The following is a 25,719-nucleotide window of genomic DNA, read 5'->3' on the forward strand; positions in this document are numbered from 1 at the left end:
CGTCTTCGAGTTATCCATGTGGCGGTAGTAGGCTCGCGCCGTTTGTTGACGTACATGTGTACCCCCGGCCGGCGGGGGTCGAGCTGGGGGAGGCCATGCGCTTTCGCGGGAAGTCGATCCGCCGGAAGATCGTGGCGCTGCTTCTCGTGCCGCTGGTGTCCCTGACGGCCGTCTGGGGCTTCGCGGCCGTGCTCACGGGGCGCGAGGTCACCCAGCTGTTCCAGGTGTCGAGCATCGTCGAGGACATCGGCTACCCCACCGAGGACACCGCCCGGGTCCTCCAGCAGGAACGCCGGCAGACCCTCGTCTATCTCGCCGACCCGCGCGCCGCCGACGCGCTCGCCGCCCTGCACCGCACCCGCGCCGCCACCGACAGTGCCGTCGCCGATCTGCGGAAGAACGCCGGGAAGCAGAGCGCCCGCGACGGTATGAGCGCCGGCGACGCCGAACGCCTCACCGCCGTGCTCGACGCGTTCGAGGGCATCGACGCCCTGCGGCACAGCGTCGAACAGGGCACCGTCAGCCGCGCCCAGGCCCTCGACCTCTACAACCGCGTGGTCGACCCCTGTTACACGCTGCTCGCCTCCCTCGGCGGGATCGACGACGTCGAGATGGACAAGCAGGCCCGCGCGCTCATCAACATCACCCGCGCCCGCGAACTCCTCTCCCGCGAGGACGCCCTGCTCGGCTCCGCCCTCGTGGTCGGGAAGATCTCCCGCGCCGAGACCCGGGAGATCTCCGACCTCGTCGCCCAGCGCACCCTCCTGTACGACATCAGCCTGCCGCTGCTGCCGTCGTCGGAACGCGACCGCTTCGACCGCTTCTGGAAGAACGCCACGACCGCCCCGCTGCGGACCGCGGAACAGTCCGTGATCGACGCCGGATCCGGTGTGCCGAACGACGTCGGCGCCAAGAGCTGGGACACCGCCGCCGGCAATGTGCTCGACGAACTGCGCACCCTCGACGACCAGGTCGGTGACCGCTACCAGGAACGCATCCGGCCGGTCGCCGTCAGCGTGATCGTCCAGGCGGCCGTAGTCGGTGTCCTCGGCCTGGTCGCCGTGGTCTTCTCGCTGGTCGTGTCGGTCCGGGTCGGCCGAAGCCTCGTCCGCGACCTGCGGCTGCTGCGCCAGGAGGCGCACGAGGCCTCCGGGGTCCGGCTGCCCAGCGTGATGCGCCGGCTGTCCGCGGGCGAACAGGTCGACGTGGAGACCGAGGTCCCGCGCCTGGAGTACGACAAGAACGAGATCGGCGACGTGGGCCAGGCCCTCAACACCCTGCAGCGCGCCGCCGTGGAAGCCGCCGTCAAACAGGCCGAACTGCGCTCCGGCGTCTCCGAGGTCTTCGTCAACCTCGCCCGCCGCAGCCAGGTACTGCTGCACAAGCAGCTCACCCTGCTCGACACCATGGAGCGCAGGACCGAGGACACCGACGAACTCGCCGACCTCTTCCGCCTCGACCACCTCACCACCCGCATGCGCCGGCACGCCGAGGGCCTGGTGATCCTCTCCGGCGCCGCCCCCTCGCGGCAGTGGCGCCGCCCCGTCCAGCTGATGGACGTGGTGCGTGCCGCCGTGGCCGAGGTCGAGGACTACGAGCGCATCGAGGTCCGCCGGCTGCCCCGGGTCGCCGTCACCGGCCCCGCCGTCGCCGACCTCACCCACCTCGTGGCCGAACTCCTCGAGAACTCCACGGTGTTCTCGCCGCCGCACACCGCCGTCCAGGTCCTTGGCGAGCGGGTCGCCAACGGCTTCACCCTGGAGATCCACGACCGGGGCCTCGGTATGGCGGCCGAGGCACTTCTCGACGCCAACCTGCGGCTCGCCGAGACCCCCGAGTTCGAGCTCTCCGACACCGACCGGCTCGGCCTGTTCGTGGTCAGCCGCCTTGCCCAGCGCCAGAACGTCCGCGTCTCCCTCCAGCCGTCCCCCTACGGAGGCACCACCGCCGTCGTCTTCATCCCCGACGTACTGCTGACCGACGACATCCCCGACACCAACGGGGTCGGCTTCCGCCTCGACCGCCCCCGCACCGCCTCGGAGACCGGATCCGAGGAGAGCCGCGCCACCACCCTCACCCAGATGTCGGGGCAGCGCCCCGGGCTGCCGACCGCGCTCCTGGGCGGACCGGTCGAGCTGGAGGCCCCCGTCGACCTGGACGCGCTGGACGACTTCCCGGGCGCCCTCGGCGAGGAGGACAGCGAGCGCGGCGGTCTGTTCCGCCCCCGCCGCTCCCTCGCCCGCCCCGACGACGACACCGCGCCCGTCGTGAGCGAGCTGCGTCAGCCCGCCCCGGACACCGCGGACGGCTTCCGCGACGAGCGGCCCGGCGGGCCGGTGCCGCTGCCCCGACGGAGTACGCCCAAGCTGGTCAGCTCACACGGCAGGCCCGTCACCGAGCAGCGCTCCCGCCGCGCCGGACCGGACGACCGGGACCCGGCGGACGCGGGCCGGCCCGAACCGGGCGGACTCGCCCCGCTGCCCTCCCGCCGCCGCACCGAGCCGCCTCCGCAGCGCACCGGCGGCCCGGCCGACCGCGACGAGGCACGCACGGCGCCCGAGGCGGCCGGCCCGGCGGAACCCTCCGGGCCCCCCGCGCTGCCCAGGCGAACCCGCCGCTCCGCGATCACCTCCGGCAGCGGCACCGACGACTCCGTCCCGCCCCTTGGCAGCACACCCCCGGAGGCCGCACCCGGCACCCGGCCGCTGCCCCGGCGGGTACGGCAGGCCAATCTGGCCCCACAGCTGCGACAGGAACCCGCCCGCCCCGCCGGGCACGAGCCGGAACCCGTCGAGCGTGACGCCGACGAGGTCCGCAGCCGCATGGCCTCGCTCCAGCGCGGCTGGCAGCGCGGCCGGGCGGAGAACACCGCGGGCGACGGGTCCGGGGACGGCACAGCACAAGGAACGACTAAGGGGGACGGTCGATGACCGATCCGAAGGCGACCGGCCACACGGCGACGAACAAGGGCGAGCTGAACTGGCTCCTGGACGACCTGGTCGACCGGGTCGCCAGCATCCGCAAGGCCGTCGTGCTCTCCGGCGACGGCCTGGCCACCGGTGTCTCCAAGGACCTCACCAGAGAGGACGGCGAGCACCTGGCGGCGGTGGCCTCCGGCTTCCACAGCCTCGCCAAGGGCGTGGGCCGCCACTTCGAGGCGGGCAGCGTCCGGCAGACCGTCGTCGAGCTCGACGACGCCTTCCTGTTCGTCACGGCGGCCGGCGACGGCAGCTGCCTGGCCGTCCTCTCCGACGCCGACTCCGACGTCGGCCAGGTCGCGTACGAGATGACACTCCTGGTCAAGCGGGTCGGCGCACATCTGGTGGCCGCTCCGCGCACCGATCTGCCCTCGGGCGGGTAGTGGGATGACATGAGCGGAGACGGTCAGGGAAGAAGTCGCTGGTTCGACGACGAGGCCGGACCGGTCGTCCGTCCGTACGCCATGACGCGGGGCCGCACCACCAGTGCGGCCCAGCACCGCCTCGATCTGATCGCGGTGGTCGTCACGGAGGCCCACGCGGACGACCCGGAGGACGACCGGATGCTGTCCCCGGAGCACGTGGACATCGTCGAGCTGTGCCGTGACACCCCGCAGTCGGTCGCCGAGCTGGCCTCCGGACTCGATCTGCCCGTCGGAGTGGTCCGGGTCCTCGTCGGTGACCTCGTCGATGGTGAACTCGTCCATGTCAACCGCCCGGTCCCACCGGCCGAGCTGGTGGACGAGAGTATTCTGCGCGACGTGATCAACGGCCTCCGGGCGCTGTGACCGGCGCGGATGCGGAGTAGTGACGTGACAGGCTGGCAGTTCTGGGTCGACCGGGGCGGTACGTTCACCGACGTCGTCGCGCGGCGCCCGGACGGCCGGCTGCTCACCCACAAACTGCTCTCCGACAACCCCGCACGGTACGCCGACGCCGCGGTGGCAGGCGTGCGCGAGCTGCTCGAAGGCTCCGGCGACCAGGTCGACGCCGTCCGTATGGGCACCACGGTCGCCACCAACGCGCTGCTGGAACGCAAGGGCGAGCGCACCCTGCTCGTCATCACGCGCGGCTTCCGCGACGCCCTGCGCATCGCCTACCAGAACCGCCCGCGCATCTTCGCCCGCCGCATCGACCTGCCCGAGCTGCTGTACGAACGGGTCGTCGAGGCCGACGAGCGCATCGCGGCCGACGGCACCGTCCTGCGCGCCCCCGACCTGGACGCGCTGGCGGGCCCGCTGCAGGAGGCGTACGACGAGGGGATCCGTGCCGTCGCCGTCGTCTGCATGCACAGCCATCTCCACCCGGCCCACGAGCAGGCGATCGGCGAGCTGGCCGCCCGTACCGGCTTCCCGCAGATCTCGCTGTCCAGCGAGGTCAGCCCGCTGATGAAGCTCGTCCCGCGCGGCGACACCGCCGTCGTCGACGCCTACCTGTCGCCCGTGCTGCGCCGTTACGTCCGCCGGGTCGCCGACGAACTCGAAGGCGTCCGGCTGATGTTCATGCAGTCCAACGGCGGCCTCGCCGAGGCCGGGCAGTTCCGCGGCAAGGACGCCATCCTCTCCGGGCCGGCCGGAGGGATCGTCGGCATGGCGCGGATGTCGCAGCTCGCCGGCTTCGAGCGGGTCATCGGCTTCGACATGGGCGGAACCTCCACCGACGTCTCGCACTTCGCGGGCGAGTACGAGCGGGTCTTCACCACTCAGATCGCGGGCGTGCGGCTGCGCGCGCCCATGCTGGACATCCACACCGTCGCCGCGGGCGGCGGCTCGGTGCTGCACTTCGACGGCTCCCGCTACCGCGTCGGCCCCGACTCGGCCGGCGCCGACCCCGGTCCGGCCTGCTACCGGGGCGGCGGCCCGCTCACGGTGACCGACGCCAACGTCATGCTCGGCCGGATCCAGCCCGCCCACTTCCCCCTCGTCTTCGGACCCGACGGCGACCAGCCCCTCGACGCCGGCCTCGTCCGCGACCGCTTCACCGGTCTCGCGCGCGAGATCCGTGAACAGACCGGCGACGACCGGACCCCGGAACAGGTCGCCGAGGGCTACCTGAGCATCGCCGTGGCCAACATCGCCAACGCCGTGAAGCGGATCTCCGTCCAGAAGGGCCACGACGTCACCCGCTACGCCCTCACCACCTTCGGCGGGGCCGGCGGCCAGCACGCGTGCATGGTCGCCGACTCGCTCGGCATCCGCACCGTCCTGGTGCCGCCCATGGCGGGTCTTCTGTCCGCGCTCGGCATCGGCCTCGCCGACACCACCGCCATGCGCGAACAGTCCGTCGAGGCTCCCCTCGAGCCCGCCGCCATGTCCGGCATCCTCAAGACCGCCGACGACCTGGAGGCCACGGCCCGCTCCGAACTCCTCGCCGAGGACGTCCCCGAGGACCGCATCGAAGTCACCCGCCGCGCCCAGCTCCGCTACGACGGCACCGACACCACCCTCACCGTCGAGCTCACCGAGCCCGACACGATGAAACACGCCTTCGAGGAACGTCATCGCGCGACGTACTCCTTCACGCTCGACCGCCCGGTCGTCGTCGAAGCCCTCTCCGTGGAAGCCACCGGCATCACCCGCCCCCCCGATCTCTCCGCCCTCGCCCCGTACGAAGGCCGTCCCGCCGCCCCGGAAACCGTCCGCCTCCACACCGGCGGCGCCTGGCGCGACGTACCCCTCCACCGCCGCGAGGCCCTTCCCCCCGGCGAATCCGTCACCGGCCCGGCGATCATCGCCGAGGCGGGCGCCACGACCGTCGTCGACGACGGCTGGCGGGCCGCGGCGGCCGACGGCGGGCATCTGGTCATGGAACGCGCGGCGGTCACGCAGAGTTCCGATCTCGACACACAAGCGGATCCGGTTCTGCTCGAGGTCTTCAACAACCTCTTCATGTCGATCGCCGAACAGATGGGCGCCCGGCTGGAGTCGACGGCCCAGTCCGTCAACATCAAGGAGCGCCTGGACTTCTCCTGCGCCCTCTTCGACCCGGACGGGAACCTGGTGGCCAACGCCCCGCACATCCCGGTCCACCTGGGCTCCATGGGGACCAGCGTGCAAGAGGTCATCCGCCGCCGCGGCACCTCGATGCGCCCCGGCGACACCTACGCCGTCAACGACCCGTACCACGGCGGCACGCATCTCCCCGACGTCACCGTGATCACCCCGGTCTTCGGCACCGAGGGCACCGGCACCGGCACGGCGGACACGGAGGGTGACCCCGGCAGTGCCCCGGAGATCCTCTTCTACGTGGCCTCCCGCGGCCACCACGCCGAGATCGGCGGCATCGCCCCCGGCTCGATGCCCGCCGACAGCCACACCATCGACGAAGAGGGCGTCCTCTTCGACAACTGGCTGCTCGCCGAGAACGGCCGGTTCCGCGAGGCCGAGACCCGCCGGCTGCTCGCCGAGGCCCGCTACCCCTCCCGCAACATCCGCACCAACCTCGCCGACCTGCGCGCCCAGATCGCCGCCAACCGCAAGGGCGTCGACGAAGTCGGCCGCATGATCGAGGAGTTCGGCCTCGACGTCGTCCAGGCCTATATGCGGCACGTCCAGGACAACGCGGAGGAAGCGGTCCGCCGCGTCATCGACGCCCTGGACGACGGCGCGTACGCCTACGAGACCGACTCCGGCGCCGTGATCCGGGTACGCGTGCGCGTGGACCGCGACAACCGGCGCGCGACCGTCGACTTCACCGGCACCTCGGCGCAGCTGGACACCAACTTCAACGCCCCGTTCGCCGTCGTCAACGCGGCCGTGCTGTACGTCTTCCGTACCCTGGTCGCCGATGACATCCCGCTCAACGACGGCTGCCTGCGCCCACTGGACATCGTCGTACCGCCCGGGTCGATGCTCGCCCCGGAGCCGCCGGCCGCCGTGGTCGCGGGCAACGTCGAGACCTCCCAGGCCATCACCGGCGCCCTCTACGCGGCGCTCGGCGTCCAGGCCGAGGGCTCCGGCACGATGAACAACGTCACCTTCGGCAACGAGCGCCACCAGTACTACGAGACCGTGGCCTCCGGATCCGGGGCCGGCGACGGCTTCCCCGGCGCGAGCGTCGTACAGACCCACATGACCAACTCCCGGCTCACCGACCCGGAAGTCCTGGAGTGGCGACTGCCGGTCCGTCTCGACGAGTTCGCCGTACGGCGGGGCAGCGGCGGCGCGGGCCGCTGGCAAGGCGGGGACGGCGCGGTGCGCCGCATCCGGTTCCTCGAGCCCATGACCGTCTCCACCCTGTCCCAGCACCGGCGCGTCCCGCCGTACGGCATGGCGGGCGGCGCGCCCGGCGCGCTCGGCGCCAACCGGGTGGAGCGGGCCGACGGCACGGTCACCGAGCTCGCCGGCAGCGACAGCGCGGACGTCGGCACCGACGACGTACTGGTCATCGAAACCCCAGGTGGCGGCGGATACGGAAGCCCGTCACCCGACCCCATCAAGCGACCCTCATCAAGCAGGAGAAGAGATCGATGATCTTCGGGCGATCTGAGCGCGGCAAGCCCCCGGTCGAGCCCGTCACGCTCAAGATCCTCGTGGCCGGCGGCTTCGGCGTGGGCAAGACGACCCTGGTCGGCGCGGTGAGCGAGATCAGGCCGCTGCGCACCGAGGAGGTGCTCACCGAGGCCGGGCGGCCGGTCGACGACACCAACGGCGTCGAGGGCAAGCACACCACCACCGTCGCCATGGACTTCGGCCGCATCACCCTCCGCGAGGACCTGGTGCTGTACCTGTTCGGCACGCCGGGGCAGGAGCGGTTCTGGTTCATGTGGGACGAGCTGTCCGAGGGCGCGCTGGGCGCTGTCGTGCTCGCCGACACGCGCCGTCTGGAGGACTGCTTCGCCGCCGTCGACTACTTCGAGCGGCGCTCCATACCGTTCCTGGTCGGCGTCAACTGTTTCGAGGGCGCGGACCGCTACCCCGCCGAGGACATCCGCAAGGCCCTCGACCTCGACGCGGACGTGCCGGTCCTGCTGTGCGACGCCCGGGACCGCGAGTCGGTCAAGCAGGTGCTCATCGGCGTGGTCCAGCACGCGATGGCGTACGCGGCGGGCCAGCGCCAGACCGTCACCACCTGAGGCGCCGGCACGGCCCGTACCCCCGCCGACCGGGGTACGGGCCGTGGTCCCGGGGCGGGCGGCTACTCGCCGTCCTCCAGCCAGCCGAAGCTCTTCTCCACGGCCTTGCGCCAGTTCGCGTACTCCCTGTCGCGCACCGGCGCCTCCATGGCCGGCGTCCACTCGACGTCCTTCTGCCAGTGCGACTTGAGCTCGTCGAGGTCGTTCCACACGCCCGTCGCGAGGCCGGCCGCGTAGGCGGCACCCAGGCAGGTCGTCTCGGAGACCCGGGGCCGGATCACCGGCACCCCGAGGACGTCGGCCTGGTGCTGCATCAGGAGGTTGTTCTTCGTCATGCCGCCGTCCACCTTCAGGGTCGTGATCTGCACCCCGGAGTCCTGGTACATGGCGTCCACGACCTCCCGCGTCTGCCAGCTGGTCGCCTCCAGGACCGCGCGGGCGAGATGCGCCTTCGTGACGTACCGGGTGAGGCCGGTGACGACCCCGCGCGCGTCCGAGCGCCAATAGGGCGCGTACAGGCCGGAGAAGGCGGGCACGATGTAGGCGCCGCCGTTGTCGTCGACGCTCGCGGCCAGGGTCTCGATCTCGTCGGCGGTACGGATGATGCCGAGCTGGTCCCGGAACCACTGGACGAGCGCCCCCGTGATGGCGATCGACCCCTCCAGGCAGTACACCGGCGCCTCGTCGCCGATCTTGTAGCCCATGGTCGTCAGCAGCCCGTTCTTGGACGGCACCGGCCGGTCACCGGTGTTGAGCAGCAGGAAGCTGCCCGTCCCGTAGGTGTTCTTCGCCGTGCCGACGTCGTAGCAGGCCTGCCCGAAGACGGCCGCCTGCTGATCGCCCAGCGCGGACGCCACCGGCACCCCGGCGAGCTGGCCGACGGCCGTGCCGTACACCTCGGCGGAGGACCTGATCTCGGGCAGGACCGCCTCGGGGACGTTCATCGCGGACAGGATGGAGGCGTCCCACTGGAGGGTCTCCAGGTTCATCAGCATGGTCCGCCCGGCGTTGGTGACGTCGGTGACGTGCCGGCCGCCGTCGATGCCGCCGGTGAGGTTCCAGATCAGCCAGGAGTCGATGGTCCCGAAGGCGATCTCACCGCGCTCGGCCCGGTCCCGGAGCCCGGGCACGTTGTCCAGCAGCCAGGCCGCCTTGGGCCCGGAGAAGTAGCTGGCCAGGGGCAGTCCGGTCTGGTCGCGGAACCGGTCCTGGCCGTCGCTGCCCCCGAGTTCGCCGCACAGGGCGGCGGTGCGGGTGTCCTGCCAGACGATCGCGTTGTGCACGGGCTTGCCGGTGGCGCGGTCCCACAGGACCGTCGTCTCGCGCTGGTTGGTGATGCCGAGCGCGCTCAGCTGGTCGGCGCGCAGCCCCGCGTTGGCGAGTGCCCCGGCGACCACGGCCTGCACCTTGGACCAGATCTCGGTGGCGTCGTGCTCCACCCAGCCCGGCTTGGGGAAGATCTGGCGGTGCTCGCGCTGGTCGACGGCGACGATCGCGCCGCCGTGGTCGAAGATGATGCAGCGGCTCGACGTGGTGCCCTGGTCGATTGCGGCGACGTACCTTTCGGCGGTGTCCGTCATGGCTACCCCTTGGTCGCTGGGTCGGAAGGCTGCGTGGGATCGGAAGGCCGCGTCTCAGGAGGCGGCGTGTCAGAAGGCCGCGTTGTAGATGAGGCCCGCGAGCGCCCCGCCCACCAGGGGGCCGACGACCGGGATCCAGGCGTAACCCCAGTCGGAGGTGCCCTTGTTGGGGATCGGCAGGAAGGTGTGGACGATCCGGGGGCCGAGGTCGCGCGTCGGGTTGATGGCATAGCCCGTGGGCCCGCCCAGGGACAGCCCGATGCCGACGACGAGCAGCGAGACGATCAGCACGGTGGTGCCGGACTCGCCGAGCCCCTTGGTCAGCCCGAACGCGAGGATCGGCAGGACCAGCGCGACCGTCGCGATGATCTCGGTGATGAGGTTGGCGACCGGGTTCCGGATCTCCGGGATGGTGGAGAAGACGCCGAGCGTCGGCGTCGGCTCCTCCCCGGTGTCCTCGTCGGCCACGTTGGCCTGGAACTGGGCCAGGTAGACGAGGTACGTCAGTATGGCGCCGAGGATCGCGCCGACGAACTGACCGAGGAGATAGACCCAGACCTTGCCCCACTCGCCGGTGTCCACGGCGATGCCGATGGTGACGGCCGGGTTGAGCTGGCCGCCGGAGAGGGGAGCGGCGGTGTAGGCGCCGGCCAGGACGCCGAATCCCCAGCCGAACGCGATCACCACCCACCCCGCCGCTCTCGCCTTGGAGTGTCTGAGGGTGACGGCGGCGCAGACGCCCGCGCCGAACAGGATCAGGATGGCGGTGCCGATGACTTCGCCGACGAATATGTCTCCGTTGCTCATGGCGGCTCCTAGGGCGCTGGCCGGAGGATCGACCCCGGCGCATTGAGCAGGAACGGTTCCCTTGGCGACGTCAGCCGAAGGCAGGGAAGGTCCCGCGCCCCGCCCGGCGTCAGTGACGAGCGTGCCGTGACAGCCGAATCGCCCATGGGGGAGCGGGCCTCAGGACAGGAGCGGCCCATGGCGCGGTGCCTGATTACGCGGAGAATGTACGGCGATGTCGACCGACACCGGAAGTTTTCACCGGCACTCAGGGAGCGTCAAGGTCGCCGACGGCAACGATGACAGGCAACTCGCCCGGAGCCGGGTTTCACGGCTCCGCCGTCGCATAGCCGGCCTGGGCCGGATACGCGCCCGAGCCGCGCCGGATCTCGTGCCCGGGCAGTCCCGCCCGCCCCAGCACCCAACTCGCCCCGGGCAGCGCCTTGGCGGCCTTCTTGAGCGGCGTGAGACACGCGGCCGCCTCCCGGTGGTCGGCCACGCTGCCGGGCCCGCACACGACGGTGGCCAGGGAAAGCGTGACGGGACGGCCGCCCGCGGACCAGGGTGCGTCGAGCACGCCGGTCACCAGCCGGTCCAGCCCCTCCTCGTCGGCGAGCACCAGGAAGTCGTCCCCGCCGATGTGCCCCACGCGCGCGTGCCCGGTCACGGCCTGCTGCAGTGTGCGTCCCACCGCACGGATCAGCTCGTCGCCCGCGGCGAACCCGGCGCCGTCGTTCACCTGCTTGAAGTGGTCGATGTCCAGCCAGCTCAGGGCGAAGACCCGGCCCTCCGCGATCCACCGGTCCGCCTCGCCCGTGACCGCGTCCGAACCGGGCAGCCGGGTCAGCGGATTGAGCCCGGCCGCCTCCTCGACGCGGTTCTCGGCGAGGGCGCGTACCAGGTCGGCGAGGCGTACGACGCCCACGCAGCGCCCGAGTCGGTCGACCACCGCCACGTCGTCCGACGTGCGGTCCCGGTCGCCGACGGCGACCACGTCCAGCACCTCCCAGGCGGTCGCGTCGACGCCGACCGTGCGCGGTGCGTCGCCGAGCTTGAGGGCCGGGCGGTCGGCGTACAGGGCGTGTCCGTAGCGGCCGGACATCGACAGCAGGAAGCGGGAGCGGTGCACCGAGCGGACCGGGGCGCCCGTCTGGTCCACCAGGAGGACGCCGGAGACGTCCGGGGAGCCGGTCAGCAGGGCTCGCACCTGCAGCGCGGACGCGGTGACCGGCAGCAGGGCGGCGGGCCGGATGAACTCCCGCACCGACGGCCCGGAGCGCGGCGGCGGTACGGCGGCGGCCGAACGCGGCGGAACGTACACGTCCGCCACCGGGATCCGGGCCGGCGGCGCGAACAGCTCACCCTGGGCCAGCTGGGCCCCGGCCGACAGCGCGGCCGTGTACTGGAGTTCGGTCTCCACCCCTTCGACGGCCAGCAGGGCGCCCAGTTCCTCGCACAGGGTCCGCATCGCGCGCACCGCGGCCGGTCGGCCGAGCAGCGAGGCGTCCAGCTTGACCAGGTCGGGGGAGAGGTCGGTGAGCAGCCGCAGGGGGACGTCCCCGTCGCCGATGCCGTCCGCGCTGATCCGGAAGCCCTGGCCGCGCAGCGTCGCCACGGCCTCCAGCAGGGCCCGGTGCGGCACGTGCGTGTACGGCGGCACGATGTCCAGGGTCACCTCCCAGGGCATCCGTCCGGCTTCGCGGATGGCCCCGGGCAGCGGGCCGATGCCGCCCAGATCGGCGAGCGTGGCCGCGAACACGTTGATGTGCAGCGGCAGCAGCGTCTCCTGGCGGGCCGCCGAACGGAGGGCCAACACGGCCAGCATGGCGTCGAGTTCGGGGTTGCGGCGGGCTTCGGCGAGGATGTCACCGGTCTCGGGGCGGGCGAGGATCTCCAGTGCGGTGATCCCGCCGGTCGTCAGATTGACGACCGGCTGGAAGGCGAAACGGAGAGCATCCGTCCAGGAGCGCACGGGAGCATGATGACGCCATCGGCGTACGCCCAGGGGCAGTTCATAAGACGTTCACGCACCATTTCGAGGTGATCACACACGGTGTGCGACCCCTGCTGTCACATCTGTCCCGTCAGCGCACCGCTATCACGGACGAGCCGTGTCCGAACAGCCCCTGGTTGGCCGTGATCCCCACGCGCGCGTGCGCCACCTGCCGGTCGCCCGCAGCGCCCCTCAACTGCCAGGTCAGCTCACAGACCTGGGCGATCGCCTGGGCCGGTACCGCCTCCCCGAAGGAGGCGAGCCCGCCACTGGCGTTGACGGGTATCCGGCCGCCCAGAGCCGTCGCCCCCTCGCGCAGCAGCTTGGCCGCTTCGCCCTCGGCGCACAGGCCCAGATCCTCGTACCACTGCAATTCCAGTGCGGTGGACAGGTCGTACACCTCCGCCAGGGAGAGCTCCTCGGGGCCGATGCCCGCCTCCTCGTAGGCGGCCCGCGCGATCGACGCACGGAAGGGCTCCACCGGGGGCTCGACCGCGGCCGCGGAGTCGGTGGCGATGTCCGGGAGGTCCAGCACCGTGTTCGGATAACGCGGTGTGACCGTGGACACCGCGCGGATCCGCACCGGCCGGGCCGCACCGTGCCGGTGCGCGAACTCCAGGCTGGACAGCACCAGCGCGGCCCCGCCGTCGGAGGTCGCGCAGATGTCCAGCAGGCGCAGCGGATCGGCGACCACCTGGGAGGCGGCGACCTGCTCGGCGGTGACCCGATCGCGGTAACGGGCGTACGGATTGAGCGCGCCCAGGGCCGCGTTCTTCACCTTGACCAGCGCGAAGTCCTCCGGGGTGTCCCCGAACAGCGCCATCCGCCGGCGCGCGTACAGCCCGAAGTACGTGGGATTGGTCGCGCCCAGCAGTCGGAAGCGCAGCCAGTCGGGATCGTCGGGGCGGTCTCCTCCGGCGGGCCGGAAGAAACCCTTGGGCGCCGCGTCCGCACCCACCACGAGCACCACGTCCGCGAGCCCCGCCAGGATCTGCGCCCGCGCCGCGGCGACCGCCTGCGCCCCGGACGCGCACGCCGCGTACACGCTCGCGACGCGCGCCCCCTGCCAGCCCAGCGCCTTGGTGAAGGTCGCGCCCGCGACATAGCCGGGATACCCGCCACGCACCGTGTCCGCGCCCACGACCGAGCCGATGTCCCGCCACCGGAGTCCCGCGTCCGCGAGGGCCGCGCGGGCCGCCGCCGTCCCGTACTCGACGAAGCCGCGCCCCCACTTGCCCCAGGGGTGCATGCCCACGCCGAGCACCGCCACGTCCGCCGTCATGCCGTCACCCCCGTCGGCCTCCAGTGCCAGGTCGTCCATGTCGTCGCCGGGTCCTCGCTCAGCACTCCGGGGACGACCTCGACCTCCATGCCCACCGCCAGATCGGCGACGGTTATCCCGGGAACCGCCTGTCCCAGCACCACGATCCGCTCGGACTCCAGCTCCACAGCGATCAACGCGTACGGCTCCCACGGAAGTTCCGGATCGCTCACATAGGGTGACGGCGGTCGGTACCGGCTGTCGGTGTACGACCAGATCCGCCCGCGGCGGGAGAGCGGGACCTCCGCCAGGTCGCCGCCCGCGCATCCGGGATTACGGCAGTGGGCGTCCTCGCGCGGGAAGAAGACCGAGGCGCAGGCCGCGCAACGGGTGCCCAGGAGCCGGAACCCGTCCCCCTCGCCCGTGAACCAGCCCTCGACCGCAGGCGTGCGTGTACGCGACAAAGCTCCTCCAGGGCACGGGATCTGACGGAACGTCAGAAGTGTGCCACGAGTCGCCGCGATTGGGCAGGCCGTACCCTCGGGTCGCATCCCATCGCCCGGTCCCGCCGCCGATGTCGGTTCACTTCCGGAAGGAGGCGTTCCTGTGACCGTAAGACGTCGCTCCCGTGATCGGATAAAGTCCGCGCGTGTCCGAAAATCAGCACCCAATTGCCAACTCCGCTCCGGGCTCGCACTGTTCGAGCTGCGGAGCGCCCTACGGAGCGGGAGTCTCCGGCTGGCCGCGCACCTGCCCGGCCTGCGGCCACGTCGCCTACCGCAACCCGCTGCCGGTCGCGATCGCCCTCCAGCCCGTGTACGACACGAAGGGCACCGCCCTGGTCGTCATCACCCGGACGATCGCCCCCGCCCGCGGAGGCACGGCGCTGCCCGGCGGCTACGTCGACCACCGCGAGGACTGGCGGCACGCCGTCGTGCGTGAGCTCAAGGAGGAGACCGGCATCGACGTGGCCGCGCGGGACGTACGGCTCGTCGACGCGATGAGCTCACCCGACGGGCACCTGCTGCTGTTCGGACTCCTCCCGGAACGCCCGGCCGAAGGGCTCCCGACGTCCGCCGCGACGGACGAGACGGAGGGGTGGCACCTGCTGCGCAGGCCCGAGGAACTCGCCTTCCCGCTGCACAGCGTGGCCGTACGCGCGTGGTTCGAGGGCCGCTACTGAGCCCTCCGGCTCACCCCAGCCCCCGGACGCGCACCGGATACGGCGGTTCGCCCACGCCGCTGTCCCCCTCCCGTCTCACCACCACCCGCCGGCCCTCCCAGCGGGCGACGTAACGCTCGATCTCCGGCTCGTCCCAGCCGTCGCCCGCGTCCGGCACGAACAGCCCGCCCCCGGTCCGTCCCCGGGCGGGCGCCCACACCTCCAACCGCACACCGCCGTCCTCGTCCCGCACGGGAAGGACGGCACCCGCGCGCGCGAGCACCGGGATCCGCGACAGCGGGGCGTCCACGAGGACCTGCCCGGGCCCCTCGTAGACCCGCTCCGTCAGCGTGTCGTACCAGCGCCCCCGGGGCAGCTGCACCGCACGCCGGTCGGCGCCCGGACCCAGCACCGGAGCCACCAGCAGACTGTCGCCCAGCAGGAACGCGTCCTCGCAGTCACGCAGCGCCCGGTCCTCCGGCGCACCCCACCACAGCGGCCGCACATAGGGCGCGCCGGTCCGCCGGGCCAGGTGGGCCAGCGTCACGAAGTACGGCAGCAGGCGCCGACGTTCCAGGAGCGCCACGCGCGCGTGCTCAAGCACCTCGGCCCCGAACTCCCACGGCTCCCTGCGCCCCGCCCGCATGCTCGCGTGCGTGCGGAACAGCGGCAGGTAGGCGCCCAGCTGGAACCAGCGCAGAAACAGCTCCGGCGACGGGCTCCCGTCGAAACCGCCCACGTCCGGCCCGGAGTACGGCACCCCGCACAGCCCGAGCCCCAGGACCAGCGACAGGGAGGCGCGCAGCCCGGGCCAGCCGGTGGCGACGTCACCGGACCAGGTACCCCCGTAACGCTGCATGCCGGCCCAGCCGGACCGGGAGAACAGGAACGGCCGCTCCTTGGGCGCCAGTTCCCGCAACCCCTCGTAGGCCGCCCGCGCCATGCAGAGCGCATAGACGTTGTGCGCCTCCCGGTGGTCGCCGCCGCGTCCCTCCAAGGCGTGCCGTGACGAGCGTGGCAGTGTGGACTCCCCGAAGGCGTTGAAGGACGTCGGCTCGTTCATGTCGTGCCAGAACCCGGCGAAGCCCTGCGCGAGCCGCTCCTCGTACAGTCCGCCCCACCACTTGCGCACGCGCGCGTGCGTGAAGTCGGGATAGACCGCCTCGCCGGGCCACACCACGCCCTCCACCAGCCGCCCCGACGGATCCCGCACAAAGGCGTCGATCCCCGTCCCGCTGTCATGGACCGCGTTGCCCGACGCGGCCTTCACCGCCGGGTCGACGATCGACACCAGCCGGATCCCGTCCCGCCGCAGCTCCTCCGCCAGCGTCGGCAGCTTCGGGAAGTGCTCGTGGTCGACGGTGAACACCTGATGGGCGTCGTAATGGTCGATGTCCAGATGGACGGCGTCCAGTGGCAGACCCCGCTCCTGGTAGCCGCCGACGATCCGCCGGACCTCCTGCTCGCTGCCGAAACCCCAGCGTGCGTGGTGATGGCCCAGCGCCCAGGCCGGCGGCAGCGCGGGCGCGCCGGTGAGCGAGGCCCAGGTGTGCAGCACGCGCGCGGGCGTGCCCGCCATCACCCAGCAGCGCAGCGGACCGCCGTCCATCCGCAGCTCGCTCCGCCCGGTCCGGTCATGGCCGGACCCGGCACCCTCCTCGCCCTCCCGGAGGGTCACCGTGCCGTCGAAGGAGGTGTCGTGGAACACCAGGTGCGCGGCCGCGTCCGCCACCACCAGCTGCACCGGCATGGTGACGTACAGCGGATCGGTACCGGGCCCGAAGGCACGGCCGGGGTCGGTGTTCCACAGCCGGTACGTGCCGTCACGCAGCCGTGGCCCCGAGGCACGCCCGCCGAGACCGAAGAACCGCGCGTCCGCGGCGACCTCCGACCGCTGCACCCAGCGTGCCGGGCCGCCGTCCACCGGCTCCCACCAGCGGGGCGGCAGATCCCGCCGCAGCATCACGCCACCGGGCGTGCACACCTCCACCGCGCCGTGCCGCGAGACGCTGACCTTCACCCGCTCCGCCACGACCCGCCAGCCGCCGTCCGTGTCCGGTTCGAGGACCGCCCGCGGGTCAGGCTCGGGACAGCGCCCCGCGAGCGCGTACGAGGGCTCTGGACCGGCCCCGTCCCAGCCCCAGAAGACCGCCCCGTTCACGGCGACCGTGATCCGCAGCTCGGACCGGCTGAAGCGGATCACCCCGCCGCCCGGCCCCGGCACCGCCTCCTGCACCGGCCCCGGCACCCGGGCGCGCTCGGCCCCCCGCGCGGGCAGCCCGGCGGCGTCGATCCGCCTCCTGCGCCATGCCGCCCGTACGGTACGCAACCCCTGAGCCGCCTTCCTCGAACCGACCACTCTCACCGAACGCACCAGGTCACGACCGTCCATACTGCTCACCCTGCCACTCACCGCTCCACACACGCGTGCCGTTCAACTTCCGTTCACCCGTGCCGGGACCACATCTTCACGACACGGACTATGTGGAGCGCACCCTGGTGTAGAAGTCGATCACATGGCATCGTCCCTGTCAGCCGCGTACGCGCACACCCCAGCCCGTGCGCGTACGACGCACACCAGCGCAGAAGTCCGGGAGCCGCCCCATGTCGACCGCGAACCCCCAGCCGCTCTGGCAACCCGATCCGCAACGGATCGCCCAGGCACACATCACCAGGTTCCAGTCCTGGGCGGCGGAACACCACGGCGCTCCGGCCGAGGGCGGGTACCCGGCCCTGCACCGCTGGTCCGTCGACCATCTGGACACGTTCTGGAGGGCCGTCACGGAGTGGTTCGACGTCCGGTTCTCGACGCCCTACGCGCGCGTGCTCGGCGACCGCTCGATGCCCGGCGCCGAGTGGTTCCCCGGCGCGACACTGAACTACGCCGAGTACGCCCTGCGCGCCGCCGCCACCCGCGCGGACGAACCCGCGCTCCTGTATGTCGACGAGACCCACGAACCGCTTCCGGTCACCTGGTCCGAACTGCGCCGCCAGGTGGGCTCCCTGGCCGCCGAACTCCGCACTCTCGGCGTCCGCCCGGGAGACCGCGTCAGCGGCTACCTCCCGAACATCCCCCAGGCCGTGGTCGCCCTTCTGGCCACCGCCGCCGTGGGCGCCGTCTGGACCTCCTGCGCCCCGGACTTCGGCGCCCGCAGCGTCCTGGACCGCTTCCAGCAGGTGGAACCCGTCGTCCTGTTCACCGTCGACGGCTACCGCTACGGGGGCAAGGAACACGACCGCCGCGAGACCGTCGCCGAACTCCGGCGCGAACTGCCCACCCTGCGCGCCGTCGTCCACATCCCCCTGCTCGGCACGGCCGCCCCCGAAGGCGCCCTGGAGTGGTCGGCCCTGACCGCCGCCGACACCGAGCCCGCATTCGAACAGGTCCCGTTCGGCCACCCCCTCTGGGTGCTCTACTCCTCCGGCACCACCGGCCTGCCCAAGGCCATCGTGCAGTCCCAGGGCGGCATCCTGGTCGAACACCTCAAGCAGCTCGGCCTGCACTGCGACCTGGGCCCCGAGGACCGCTTCTTCTGGTACACCTCGACCGGCTGGATGATGTGGAACTTCCTCGTCTCCGGCCTCCTCACGGGCACCACGATCGTCCTGTACGACGGCAGCCCCGGCTTCCCCGACACCGGCGCCCAGTGGCGGGTCGCCGAACGCACCGGAGCCACCCTCTACGGCACCTCCGCCGCCTATGTGATGGCCTGCCGCAAGGCCGGTGTGCACCCCGCCCGCGACTTCGACCTCTCCAAGGTGGGGTGCGTCGCCACCACCGGCTCGCCACTGCCCCCCGACGGCTTCCGCTGGCTGCACGACGAGGTCGGCGACGACCTCTGGATCGCCTCCGTCAGCGGCGGCACCGACGTGTGCTCCTGCTTCGCCGGCGCCGTCCCCACCCTCCCGGTCCACACCGGCGAACTCCAGGCACCCGGCCTCGGAACCGATCTCCAGGCCTGGGACCCCAGCGGGAACCCCGTCATCGACGAGGTCGGTGAGCTCGTCGTCACCAACCCCATGCCCTCGATGCCGATCCACTTCTGGAACGACCCCGACGGCAGCCGCTATCACGACAGCTACTTCGACATGTATCCCGGCGTCTGGCGGCACGGCGACTGGATCACCGTCACCTCCCGTGGCTCGGTGATCATCCACGGCCGCTCCGACTCCACGCTCAACCGCCAGGGCGTGCGGATGGGCTCGGCCGACATCTACGAGGTCGTCGAGCGCCTGCCCGAGATCAGGGAATCCCTCGTCATCGGCGTCGAACAGCCCGACGGCGGCTACTGGATGCCCCTGTTCGTCCACCTGGCCCCGGGCTCGGTCCTCGACGAAGCCCTCCTGAACCGCGTCAAACAGGCCATTCGCGAACAGCTCTCGCCGCGCCACGTCCCCGACGAGATCATCGAGGTCCCCGGCGTCCCGCACACCCTCACCGGCAAGCGCATCGAGGTCCCGGTCAAGCGCCTCCTCCAGGGCGCGCCCCTGGAGAAGGCCGTCAACCCCGGCTCCATCGACAACCTCGACCTGCTGAGCTTCTACGAGGACCTGGCCCGCAAGCGCGCCTGATCCTCCCAGCCGGAGCGCTCACCCGCCGTAGGTGGCCTCGGACTCGCCCAGCACGGCGGCGAAGTCCGAGGCCAGCCGCACCGCGTCGGCCGGCTCCAGCCCGGCGGTCGAGATCCGCACTCCCGGGCCGGCCGACAGCCGGAACCGCGCCCCCGCGGCCACCCACCAGCCGTACGACCGCAGGCCGTTCACCGCGGCCGACTCGTCGCGCACGGGCACCCACAGATTCATCCCGCTCGCCCCGTGCGAGGCGATCCCGCGCTCGGCCAGCTCCCTGGCCAGCGTCTCGCGACGCAGCGCGTACGCCTCACGCGCGCGTGCCACCAACGCGCGCGTGCCGGCATCCGTCATCAACCCGAGCACCGTCTCCTGCAACAGGTGACTGACCCAGCCCGACGTCAGGAGCAGCAGCCCGTCGTGCCGGGCGAGCGAGACCGGATCGCAGGCGGCCGCCGCCCACCTCAGGTCGGTGCCCAGGAACTTGCTCACCGTCCGCACGTGCACCCATCGCTCGAGTCCCGCGGCGCTCAGCGAGTGCAGCGGGGCGTCGGCCACCGAGGACGCGTGATCGTTCTCGATCACCAGGACGTCGGGTTCCTCCCGCAGCACCTCGGCCAGGGCGTCCCGACGGGCCGCCGAGAAGCGGCCGCCGTACGGATTCTGCGCCCGGGGGCTGCACACCACGGCGCGCACGCCCGCGCGCCGCGCCATGCGCAGTGCATCCGGACGCATCCCCTCGTCGTCCACGGCCACCGGCACGATCCGCAGCCCCAGCGCCGGGACGAGGTCCAGCAGGTGGTGGTATCCGGGGTCCTCCATGGCCACGGCATCCCCGGGCCGCAACTCCACGGCGAGCAGCCGGCCGATCAGATCCAGTGCGCCGTGCGCGAACGTCACGTGCTCCACCGGCACGCCATCCGGCCTCAGCCACTCTCGGACGGCCTCCTCCAGCCGGGCGAGCCTGGGCGCCGAACGGTGCGACCGGGCGCCCGGGGAGAGCCGTGAGGGCGGCACCAGGCCGGGCAGCAGGGCGGGATCCGGATGCCCGCCGGCCAGGTCCCGGAGCCCGTCGGGGACCCGGGGCGGCCGCCGTGCCGCCACCGCCGGAGCGGGTGCCACCACGGTGCCGCCCCGCCCGCGCGTCACGACGATCCCGCGCCGTCGCAGCTCCTTGTACGCCGTCGCGACCGTGCCCGGACTCACCCCCAGATCCTCCGCGAGCCGCCGCACCGGCGGCAGCGCGGCCTCCGGGGCCAACGAGCCCTCGGCCACGCCCCGTTCGACGGAGGCGGCAATCCCCTTGGCCGTCGTACCAGTGATCCCATATTGTGTTACCACGTTGGCAAGTATGTATCAGTACATAATTTCCGGCAAGGGGGAGCAGTGACAACGAAACCCGGCGCGACCGTACGGCCCTCACGCATACCCGGCGGCCGCGACGGACGCAGAATGCTCGCCATCGCCCTCGTGGACCGCGTCGGCAGCGGGCTGTGGGCATCGGTCTCGGTCCTGTACTTCACCTACGTCTCCGGCCTCTCCCTCGCCCAAGTCGGCACCCTCGCCGCCGCGTCGGGTGCGATCGGCATCGCCGGAGCACCCCTGGCCGGCCGCGTCGCCGACCGGCTCCCCCTCACCCGTGTCCTGATCGCACTCCAACTCCTGCGCGCACTGGCCTCCTTCGCCCTGCTCACCACGGACGACTACACCCTGCTGCTCGCCGTCTCGGCCGTCGGGGCCCTCGGGGACCGCGCCGCCAACGTCCTCACCAAGCTGTACGCGACCCGCATCTCGGGACCCGACCGCGTCCGCTACCAGGCCCTCAACCGCACCATCGCCAACGCCGGCTGGGCTCTGGGCGGACTCGCCGCCGCAGCGGCCCTCGCGTTGGACAGCACCGCGGCCTACCGCTGGCTCCTGGCGGGCGACGCCCTCTCGTTCGTCGCGGCCGCGCTCCTGACCCTGCGCTGCGGCGAACCCCCGTCGCCCTCCCGGGTCGTGGCCGGCTCACAGGCCGAACCGCGGACCGCGAGGACGGCCAACCCCTGGCGCGACCGCACCTACCTCGCGTACGTCGCCACCGACACCGTCCTCTTCCTCGACGACGCCGTCTTCAAGGTCGGCCTGCCCCTGTGGATCGCCCACAGCGACCACGTACCGCACGGCCTCGCACCCCTGCTGCTCGTCCTCAACAACGTCATGGTCGTGGCACTCCAAGTCCCCCTGGCCCGGTTCGGCACCAGCAGCACGGCCGCCCGCCGGCTGCTCGTCCCGCTCTCCGCCGCGTTCGCCCTCGGCGGCATCACCATGGCCCTCTCCGCCACCGGTGGCACCCCCACGGCAACCCTCCTGCTCACCGTCGCGGCCGCCGCCTTCACCGCCGCCGAGATGCTGCACGCCACCATCTCCTGGGAACTCTCGGTCGCCCTGGCCCCCGACACCGCCCTGGGCACCTACCTCGGAGTCCACGGACTCGCCCAGGCCGCCCAGCGCAGCATCGGCCCACTCGCCGTCACCGCCGCCATCGCCACCGGTCCGCTCGGCTGGACAGCATTCGGCGCCGCCATCGCCCTGACCTGCGGAATTCAGCATCGTCTTGTCCGCGACCGGCTTCCGCGACCAGCATTGTCAGTGGCGCCGGTTACGGTGAGTGAGCATTGATCGACTGCTCACAGGGGGAACCATGGCGCACACCGACCACCGGGCCATGCGACGCGTCCTGCGCCGCGAGATCGCAGGCACCATCGGCCTGCTGACCGACGAACACGACTTCCGCGCCATGCGGCGCTACCGCACCTTCCCCTTCCACGACCACCCCACCTACCTGGGCCAGATCGAAGCCCTCCTCAGGACCCGCGCGGCGGAAGGCACCCACACCACGCTCGCCCTCTTCGACCCCGAGGAATACGCCGAGTTCTGCACGGACACCGGACTCGACCCGGACAACCCCGCGACCCGCACCCGCTTCACCGCGGAACTCGCGGCCACCGGCGCCACCGTCCCCTACGACGGCCGGCCCCTCACCGACCTCGTCCCCGCCCTCGTCGACGAAGCGGTACGCCAGGCCACCTGGGAGTACGCCAGCACCCTCCTGGCCCGCCTCGGCCCCTGCCCCACCTGTGGCGAGGACATCGGGCGCGCCGCCTTCGCCCGCGCCTCCCACCTCCTCACCCGCATCCTCGACGCCGCCCCACCGGGGGACCGGCACCTCGTGTGCAGCGTCTCCGGACCACCCGAAACGCTGGTCACCGCCCTCCACGCCGACCAGGACAGCGAGGGCACCACCCGCCTCGACGAAGCCGAAGCCCTCGAATTCACCAGCGTCCTCGCCCTCGGCCTCGCCACCCGCAGCCCCGGCGGACTCGTCATGCGCACCAGTGCCCCCGGCACCGCCGACCGCGTCTGCGGCTGGCGCCTGCGCGGCGACCGCCTCGCACCCCTCACCGCGGCCGAGGTCTTCGACGCCTACTGCACCGACGTCGAATCCGGCGACCTCATCTCCCCGGAATCCGACGTCGACTACTGCGCACCACCGGACCTCGGCGACCAGGAGGCGACACCGGGCCACCACCACTGAGACGCAGCGGGGGCGCCCCACCCGCAGGTGGGGCGCCCCCGGAAGGACAGCCGATCAGGCTCGCGCCCGGCTACTCGCCGGACAGCACCGCCTGCGCCGCCGCGCGGGCCTCGTCCGCGCTGTCGGCGGCACGCGCGGCCAAGGCGGCCCGCTCGCACTGGGCCAGCGTGTACTTGGCCAGCGTCGCCCGGACGTAGGGAATCGAGGCCGCACCCATGGAGAGGGAGGTGACACCCAGACCCGTCAGGACACACGCCAGCAGTGGATCGGAGGCGGCCTCGCCGCAGACACCACAGCTCTTGCCCTCGGCCGTCGCCGCCTCGGCGGACAGCGCGACCAGGTCGAGCAGCGCGGGCTGCCACGGGTCCTGCAGCCGGGACACCGCACCGACCTGACGGTCCGCGGCGAACGTGTACTGCGCCAGGTCGTTCGTGCCCAGGGACAGGAACTCGACCTCCTGGAGGATCGAACGCGCCCGCAGCGCGGCCGACGGGATCTCCACCATGGCGCCGAACTTGGCCCGCAGCCCCGCCGCACGGCAGGCGTCCGCGAACGCCTTGGCGTCGGTACGGTCCGCCACCATGGGCGCCATGACCTCAAGGTAGACGGGCAGTCCCTCGGCCGCCTTCGCCAGCGCGGTCAGCTGGGTGCGCAGCACGTCGGGGTGGTCGAGCAGCGTCCGCAGACCGCGCACGCCCAGCGCCGGGTTCGGCTCGTCCGCCGGAGTCAGGAAGTCCAGAGGCTTGTCCGCACCCGCGTCCAGCACCCGCACGACGACCCGGCCCTCCGGGAACGCCTCGAGCACCTGACGGTAGGCGTCGACCTGCTTCTCCTCGGACGGCGCGTTCTTGCTGTCGTCGAGGAACAGGAACTCGGTACGGAACAGACCCACACCCTCGGCACCGGCCGCCACGGCCGCCGGGACATCCGCCGGTCCGCCCACGTTGGCCAGCAGCGGCACCTTGTGCCCGTCCGCGGTGGCGCCCGGACCGGTCGAGGCGGTCAGCGCGGCCTTGCGTTCGGCCGCCGCGGCCTCCAACTCGGCCTTCTTCTCCGCACTCGGGTTCACGAAGATGTCGCCGGTGCTGCCGTCGACGGCGATGACCGTGCCCTCGACAAGTTCACCCGCGCCCGGCAGCGCGACCACGGCCGGCACCCCGAGCGCCCGCGCCAGGATCGCGCTGTGACTCGTCGGGCCGCCCTCCTCGGTCACGAAACCGAGCACCAGGGTCGGGTCCAGAAGAGCGGTGTCCGCGGGCGCCAGATCCCGCGCGACCAGCACGTACGGCTCGTCGCTGTCCGGGACACCCGGCATCGGAACCCCCAGCAGCCGGGCGACGATACGATTCCGCACATCGTCCAGGTCGGCCACGCGGCCGGCCAGGTACTCGCCGGCTCCGGCCAGCAGCTCGCGGTACGCGGCGAACGCGTCGTAGACGGCACGCTCGGCGGTGCTGCCGACGGCGATCCGGCGCTCCACGTCGGCCATCAGTTCCGGGTCCTGGGCCATCATGGCCTGCGCCTCGAGCACCGCCTGGGCCTCGCCGCCGGCCAGGTTGCCCCGCGCCATCAGGTCGGCGGCGACGGCCTCCACGGCCTGCCGGGCACGCCCCGGCTCCCGCGCCGCCTCTTCCGCCGGGATCTGCTTGGCAGGCGGCTCCAGCACCGCCGTTCCCATGTGCCGAACCTCGCCGATCGCCACACCGTGGCTCACGCCGACGCCTCGCAGCGTTGTCTCCATCTCACCCGTCTCCGATAGTGCGGCGGGTCCCGCCGCCGCGGTGGTTGTCGTGGTCGCCGTCCTCTCCGCCATACGACGGGACGGCGTCGGGGTCGTCAGTTCCAGACGAAGAGGCTGTCCCCGGCCTTCACGTCACCGTCGTCACGGACCTCGGACAGGGAGTCGGCCGTGGCCTCCAGGGCCACGACCGGGCACACCGGGGACTTGCCGGCGGCCTCGACCTCGGCCGGGTTCCAGCGGATGACGCCCTGGCCGCGGGTCACGGTGTCGCCCTTGTTGACGAGAAGCTCGAAGCCCTGGCCGTTGAGCTGCACCGTGTCGATACCGAGGTGGGTGAGCACGCCGTGGCCGCTCTCGTCGACGACGACGAACGCGTGCGGGTGCAGGGAGACGATGACGCCGTCGACGGGCGCCACGACCTCGGAAGGCTCACGCGCGGGGTCGATAGCTGTGCCCGGGCCGACCATGGCCCCGGAGAAGACCGGATCCGGCACGGCGGCCAGTCCAATAGCGCGTCCTGCCAGAGGGGACGTCACGGTGGTCATGGGAAGCCTCCCGGAGATGGAGCTGCTTACGGGCCGTCACTGCCTGTTCCGACGGCACTGAGCAGCAGCGTATGTCATATGAAGTGGCGGTTCCGCATGGAAGCTACCAGGTAGTGGTCTAGACCACCAGCCTAATGGATTTGCACGGGCTCCGAGGCTCCGTGTACAGTCGTACTCCTGCTTGAGGCCGAGCGGCGCTAAAAGGCGTCCTCGCTCAGCGGCACCCAAATTTGTCGGATCCTAACTCGGGATCATCTTCCGCATGTCTGCGGGAGGGTGGTCAGAGGGCCGGAAAAACACTGATAGAGTTTGGAACACCGAAGGGAAGCCCGGAGGAAAGCCCGAGAGGGTGAGTACGAAGGAAGCGACCGTTCCTTGAGAACTCAACAGCGTGCCAAAAGTCAACGCCAGATATGTTGATACCCCGTCTCCGGCCATCACGGCTGGGGCGAG

Annotated in this window: 17 protein-coding genes and 1 pseudogene; 9 read left to right on the plus strand and 9 right to left on the minus strand. The window is 72.0% G+C overall.

Translation table 11 applies throughout. The features are described from left to right. Window positions 1-95: 95 nt before the first annotated feature. The 5 genes and pseudogenes from ACWDGI_RS15750 to ACWDGI_RS15770 all read left to right on the plus strand — a co-directional run bounded on the left by ACWDGI_RS15750 (window position 96) and on the right by ACWDGI_RS15770 (window position 8,052). Window positions 96-2,930 (plus strand): nitrate- and nitrite sensing domain-containing protein, encoded by a 2,835-nt coding sequence (locus ACWDGI_RS15750; RefSeq protein WP_450759248.1) that lies wholly within the window; start codon window positions 96-98, stop codon window positions 2,928-2,930. Then, window positions 2,927-3,361 carry a roadblock/LC7 domain-containing protein gene (locus ACWDGI_RS15755; RefSeq protein ID WP_360496758.1) on the plus strand — a complete coding sequence of 145 codons (435 nt, stop codon included), beginning with the start codon at window positions 2,927-2,929 and terminating at the stop codon, window positions 3,359-3,361. Before ACWDGI_RS15750 ends, ACWDGI_RS15755 begins: the two co-directional genes overlap by 4 nt. A 9-nt stretch (window positions 3,362-3,370) precedes the next feature. Next, window positions 3,371-3,766 (plus strand): DUF742 domain-containing protein, encoded by a 396-nt coding sequence (locus ACWDGI_RS15760; protein WP_450759250.1) that lies wholly within the window; start codon window positions 3,371-3,373, stop codon window positions 3,764-3,766. 24 nt (window positions 3,767-3,790) lie between these two features. Continuing rightward, window positions 3,791-7,466, plus strand: a pseudogene (locus ACWDGI_RS15765) (hydantoinase B/oxoprolinase family protein). Then, window positions 7,447-8,052, plus strand: a complete 606-nt coding sequence (locus ACWDGI_RS15770) for a GTP-binding protein (protein ID WP_450759252.1) — start codon at window positions 7,447-7,449, stop codon at window positions 8,050-8,052. The pseudogene ACWDGI_RS15765 and the gene ACWDGI_RS15770 overlap by 20 nt, the downstream one beginning before the upstream one ends. 62 nt (window positions 8,053-8,114) lie before the next feature. Here ACWDGI_RS15770 and glpK read toward each other — a convergent pair whose 3' ends face one another. The 5 genes from glpK to ACWDGI_RS15795 form a co-directional block, all read right to left on the minus strand. Beyond that, window positions 8,115-9,632, minus strand: a complete 1,518-nt coding sequence (glpK, locus tag ACWDGI_RS15775; protein WP_450759254.1) for a glycerol kinase GlpK — start codon at window positions 9,630-9,632, stop codon at window positions 8,115-8,117. 69 nt (window positions 9,633-9,701) lie between these two features. Further along, a complete protein-coding gene (locus tag ACWDGI_RS15780; RefSeq protein ID WP_450759256.1) occupies window positions 9,702-10,439 on the minus strand; it encodes an MIP/aquaporin family protein in 738 nt (245 codons plus the stop codon). A 307-nt stretch (window positions 10,440-10,746) separates the two neighbouring features. Continuing rightward, on the minus strand, window positions 10,747-12,390 hold the full coding sequence (locus ACWDGI_RS15785) for an EAL domain-containing protein (RefSeq protein ID WP_450759258.1): 1,644 nt from the start codon (window positions 12,388-12,390) through the stop codon (window positions 10,747-10,749). A 112-nt stretch (window positions 12,391-12,502) separates the two neighbouring features. Further along, the gene (locus tag ACWDGI_RS15790) at window positions 12,503-13,693 is read right to left on the minus strand and encodes a lipid-transfer protein (protein ID WP_450759321.1); all 1,191 of its coding nucleotides are present in this window, start codon (window positions 13,691-13,693) and stop codon (window positions 12,503-12,505) included. Further along, window positions 13,690-14,136, minus strand: a complete 447-nt coding sequence (locus ACWDGI_RS15795; protein WP_450759260.1) for a Zn-ribbon domain-containing OB-fold protein — start codon at window positions 14,134-14,136, stop codon at window positions 13,690-13,692. The genes ACWDGI_RS15790 and ACWDGI_RS15795 overlap by 4 nt, the downstream gene beginning before the upstream one ends. A 185-nt stretch (window positions 14,137-14,321) precedes the next feature. Between ACWDGI_RS15795 and ACWDGI_RS15800 the strand changes: the two genes are divergently transcribed. Beyond that, entirely contained in the window at window positions 14,322-14,855 is a 534-nt protein-coding gene (locus tag ACWDGI_RS15800; RefSeq protein WP_450759262.1) for an NUDIX domain-containing protein, read from the plus strand. A 10-nt stretch (window positions 14,856-14,865) separates the two neighbouring features. Here ACWDGI_RS15800 and ACWDGI_RS15805 read toward each other — a convergent pair whose 3' ends face one another. Then, window positions 14,866-17,226 carry a glycoside hydrolase family 31 protein gene (locus ACWDGI_RS15805; protein ID WP_450759264.1) on the minus strand — a complete coding sequence of 787 codons (2,361 nt, stop codon included), beginning with the start codon at window positions 17,224-17,226 and terminating at the stop codon, window positions 14,866-14,868. A 212-nt stretch (window positions 17,227-17,438) separates the two neighbouring features. Here ACWDGI_RS15805 and ACWDGI_RS15810 point away from each other — a divergent pair, with 212 nt between their 5' ends. Beyond that, window positions 17,439-19,406 carry an acetoacetate--CoA ligase gene (locus tag ACWDGI_RS15810; protein WP_450759266.1) on the plus strand — a complete coding sequence of 656 codons (1,968 nt, stop codon included), beginning with the start codon at window positions 17,439-17,441 and terminating at the stop codon, window positions 19,404-19,406. Window positions 19,407-19,424: 18 nt separating this feature from the next. On the opposite strand, the gene ACWDGI_RS15815 is transcribed toward ACWDGI_RS15810, so the two are convergent. Beyond that, window positions 19,425-20,744, minus strand: coding sequence for an aminotransferase class I/II-fold pyridoxal phosphate-dependent enzyme (locus ACWDGI_RS15815; RefSeq protein WP_450759268.1), 1,320 nt, complete (start codon window positions 20,742-20,744; stop codon window positions 19,425-19,427). Window positions 20,745-20,789: 45 nt separating this feature from the next. On the opposite strand from ACWDGI_RS15815, the gene ACWDGI_RS15820 reads away from it, so the two are divergent. Together ACWDGI_RS15820 and ACWDGI_RS15825 are read left to right on the plus strand one after the other, a co-directional pair. Next, the gene (locus ACWDGI_RS15820; RefSeq protein ID WP_450759270.1) at window positions 20,790-22,064 is read left to right on the plus strand and encodes an MFS transporter; all 1,275 of its coding nucleotides are present in this window, start codon (window positions 20,790-20,792) and stop codon (window positions 22,062-22,064) included. 22 nt (window positions 22,065-22,086) lie between these two features. Further along, a complete protein-coding gene (locus ACWDGI_RS15825; RefSeq protein WP_450759272.1) occupies window positions 22,087-22,980 on the plus strand; it encodes a hypothetical protein in 894 nt (297 codons plus the stop codon). A gap of 70 nt (window positions 22,981-23,050) precedes the next feature. Here the strand turns inward: ACWDGI_RS15825 and ptsP are convergent, their stop codons facing one another. Further along, window positions 23,051-24,721, minus strand: coding sequence for a phosphoenolpyruvate--protein phosphotransferase (gene ptsP, locus ACWDGI_RS15830; RefSeq protein ID WP_450759274.1), 1,671 nt, complete (start codon window positions 24,719-24,721; stop codon window positions 23,051-23,053). Window positions 24,722-24,816: 95 nt separating this feature from the next. Next, window positions 24,817-25,266, minus strand: coding sequence for a PTS sugar transporter subunit IIA (locus ACWDGI_RS15835; protein ID WP_450759276.1), 450 nt, complete (start codon window positions 25,264-25,266; stop codon window positions 24,817-24,819). Window positions 25,267-25,719 lie beyond the last annotated feature (453 nt).

Source organism: Streptomyces sp. NPDC001220, assembly GCF_053597895.1.

Bases quoted from the DNA above. Each gene is read 5' to 3' on its own strand.
- ACWDGI_RS15750 (WP_450759248.1), top strand. From the start codon at position 96: ATGCGCTTTCGCGGGAAGTCGATCCGCCGGAAGATCGTGGCGCTGCTT.
- ACWDGI_RS15755 (WP_360496758.1), top strand. From the start codon at position 2,927: ATGACCGATCCGAAGGCGACCGGCCACACGGCGACGAACAAGGGCGAG.
- ACWDGI_RS15760 (WP_450759250.1), top strand. From the start codon at position 3,371: ATGAGCGGAGACGGTCAGGGAAGAAGTCGCTGGTTCGACGACGAGGCC.
- ACWDGI_RS15770 (WP_450759252.1), top strand. From the start codon at position 7,447: ATGATCTTCGGGCGATCTGAGCGCGGCAAGCCCCCGGTCGAGCCCGTC.
- glpK (WP_450759254.1), bottom strand. From the start codon at position 9,632: ATGACGGACACCGCCGAAAGGTACGTCGCCGCAATCGACCAGGGCACC.
- ACWDGI_RS15780 (WP_450759256.1), bottom strand. From the start codon at position 10,439: ATGAGCAACGGAGACATATTCGTCGGCGAAGTCATCGGCACCGCCATC.
- ACWDGI_RS15790 (WP_450759321.1), bottom strand. From the start codon at position 13,693: ATGACGGCGGACGTGGCGGTGCTCGGCGTGGGCATGCACCCCTGGGGC.
- ACWDGI_RS15805 (WP_450759264.1), bottom strand. From the start codon at position 17,226: ATGGACGGTCGTGACCTGGTGCGTTCGGTGAGAGTGGTCGGTTCGAGG.
- ACWDGI_RS15810 (WP_450759266.1), top strand. From the start codon at position 17,439: ATGTCGACCGCGAACCCCCAGCCGCTCTGGCAACCCGATCCGCAACGG.
- ACWDGI_RS15825 (WP_450759272.1), top strand. From the start codon at position 22,087: ATGGCGCACACCGACCACCGGGCCATGCGACGCGTCCTGCGCCGCGAG.
- ptsP (WP_450759274.1), bottom strand. From the start codon at position 24,721: ATGGAGACAACGCTGCGAGGCGTCGGCGTGAGCCACGGTGTGGCGATC.
- ACWDGI_RS15835 (WP_450759276.1), bottom strand. From the start codon at position 25,266: ATGACCACCGTGACGTCCCCTCTGGCAGGACGCGCTATTGGACTGGCC.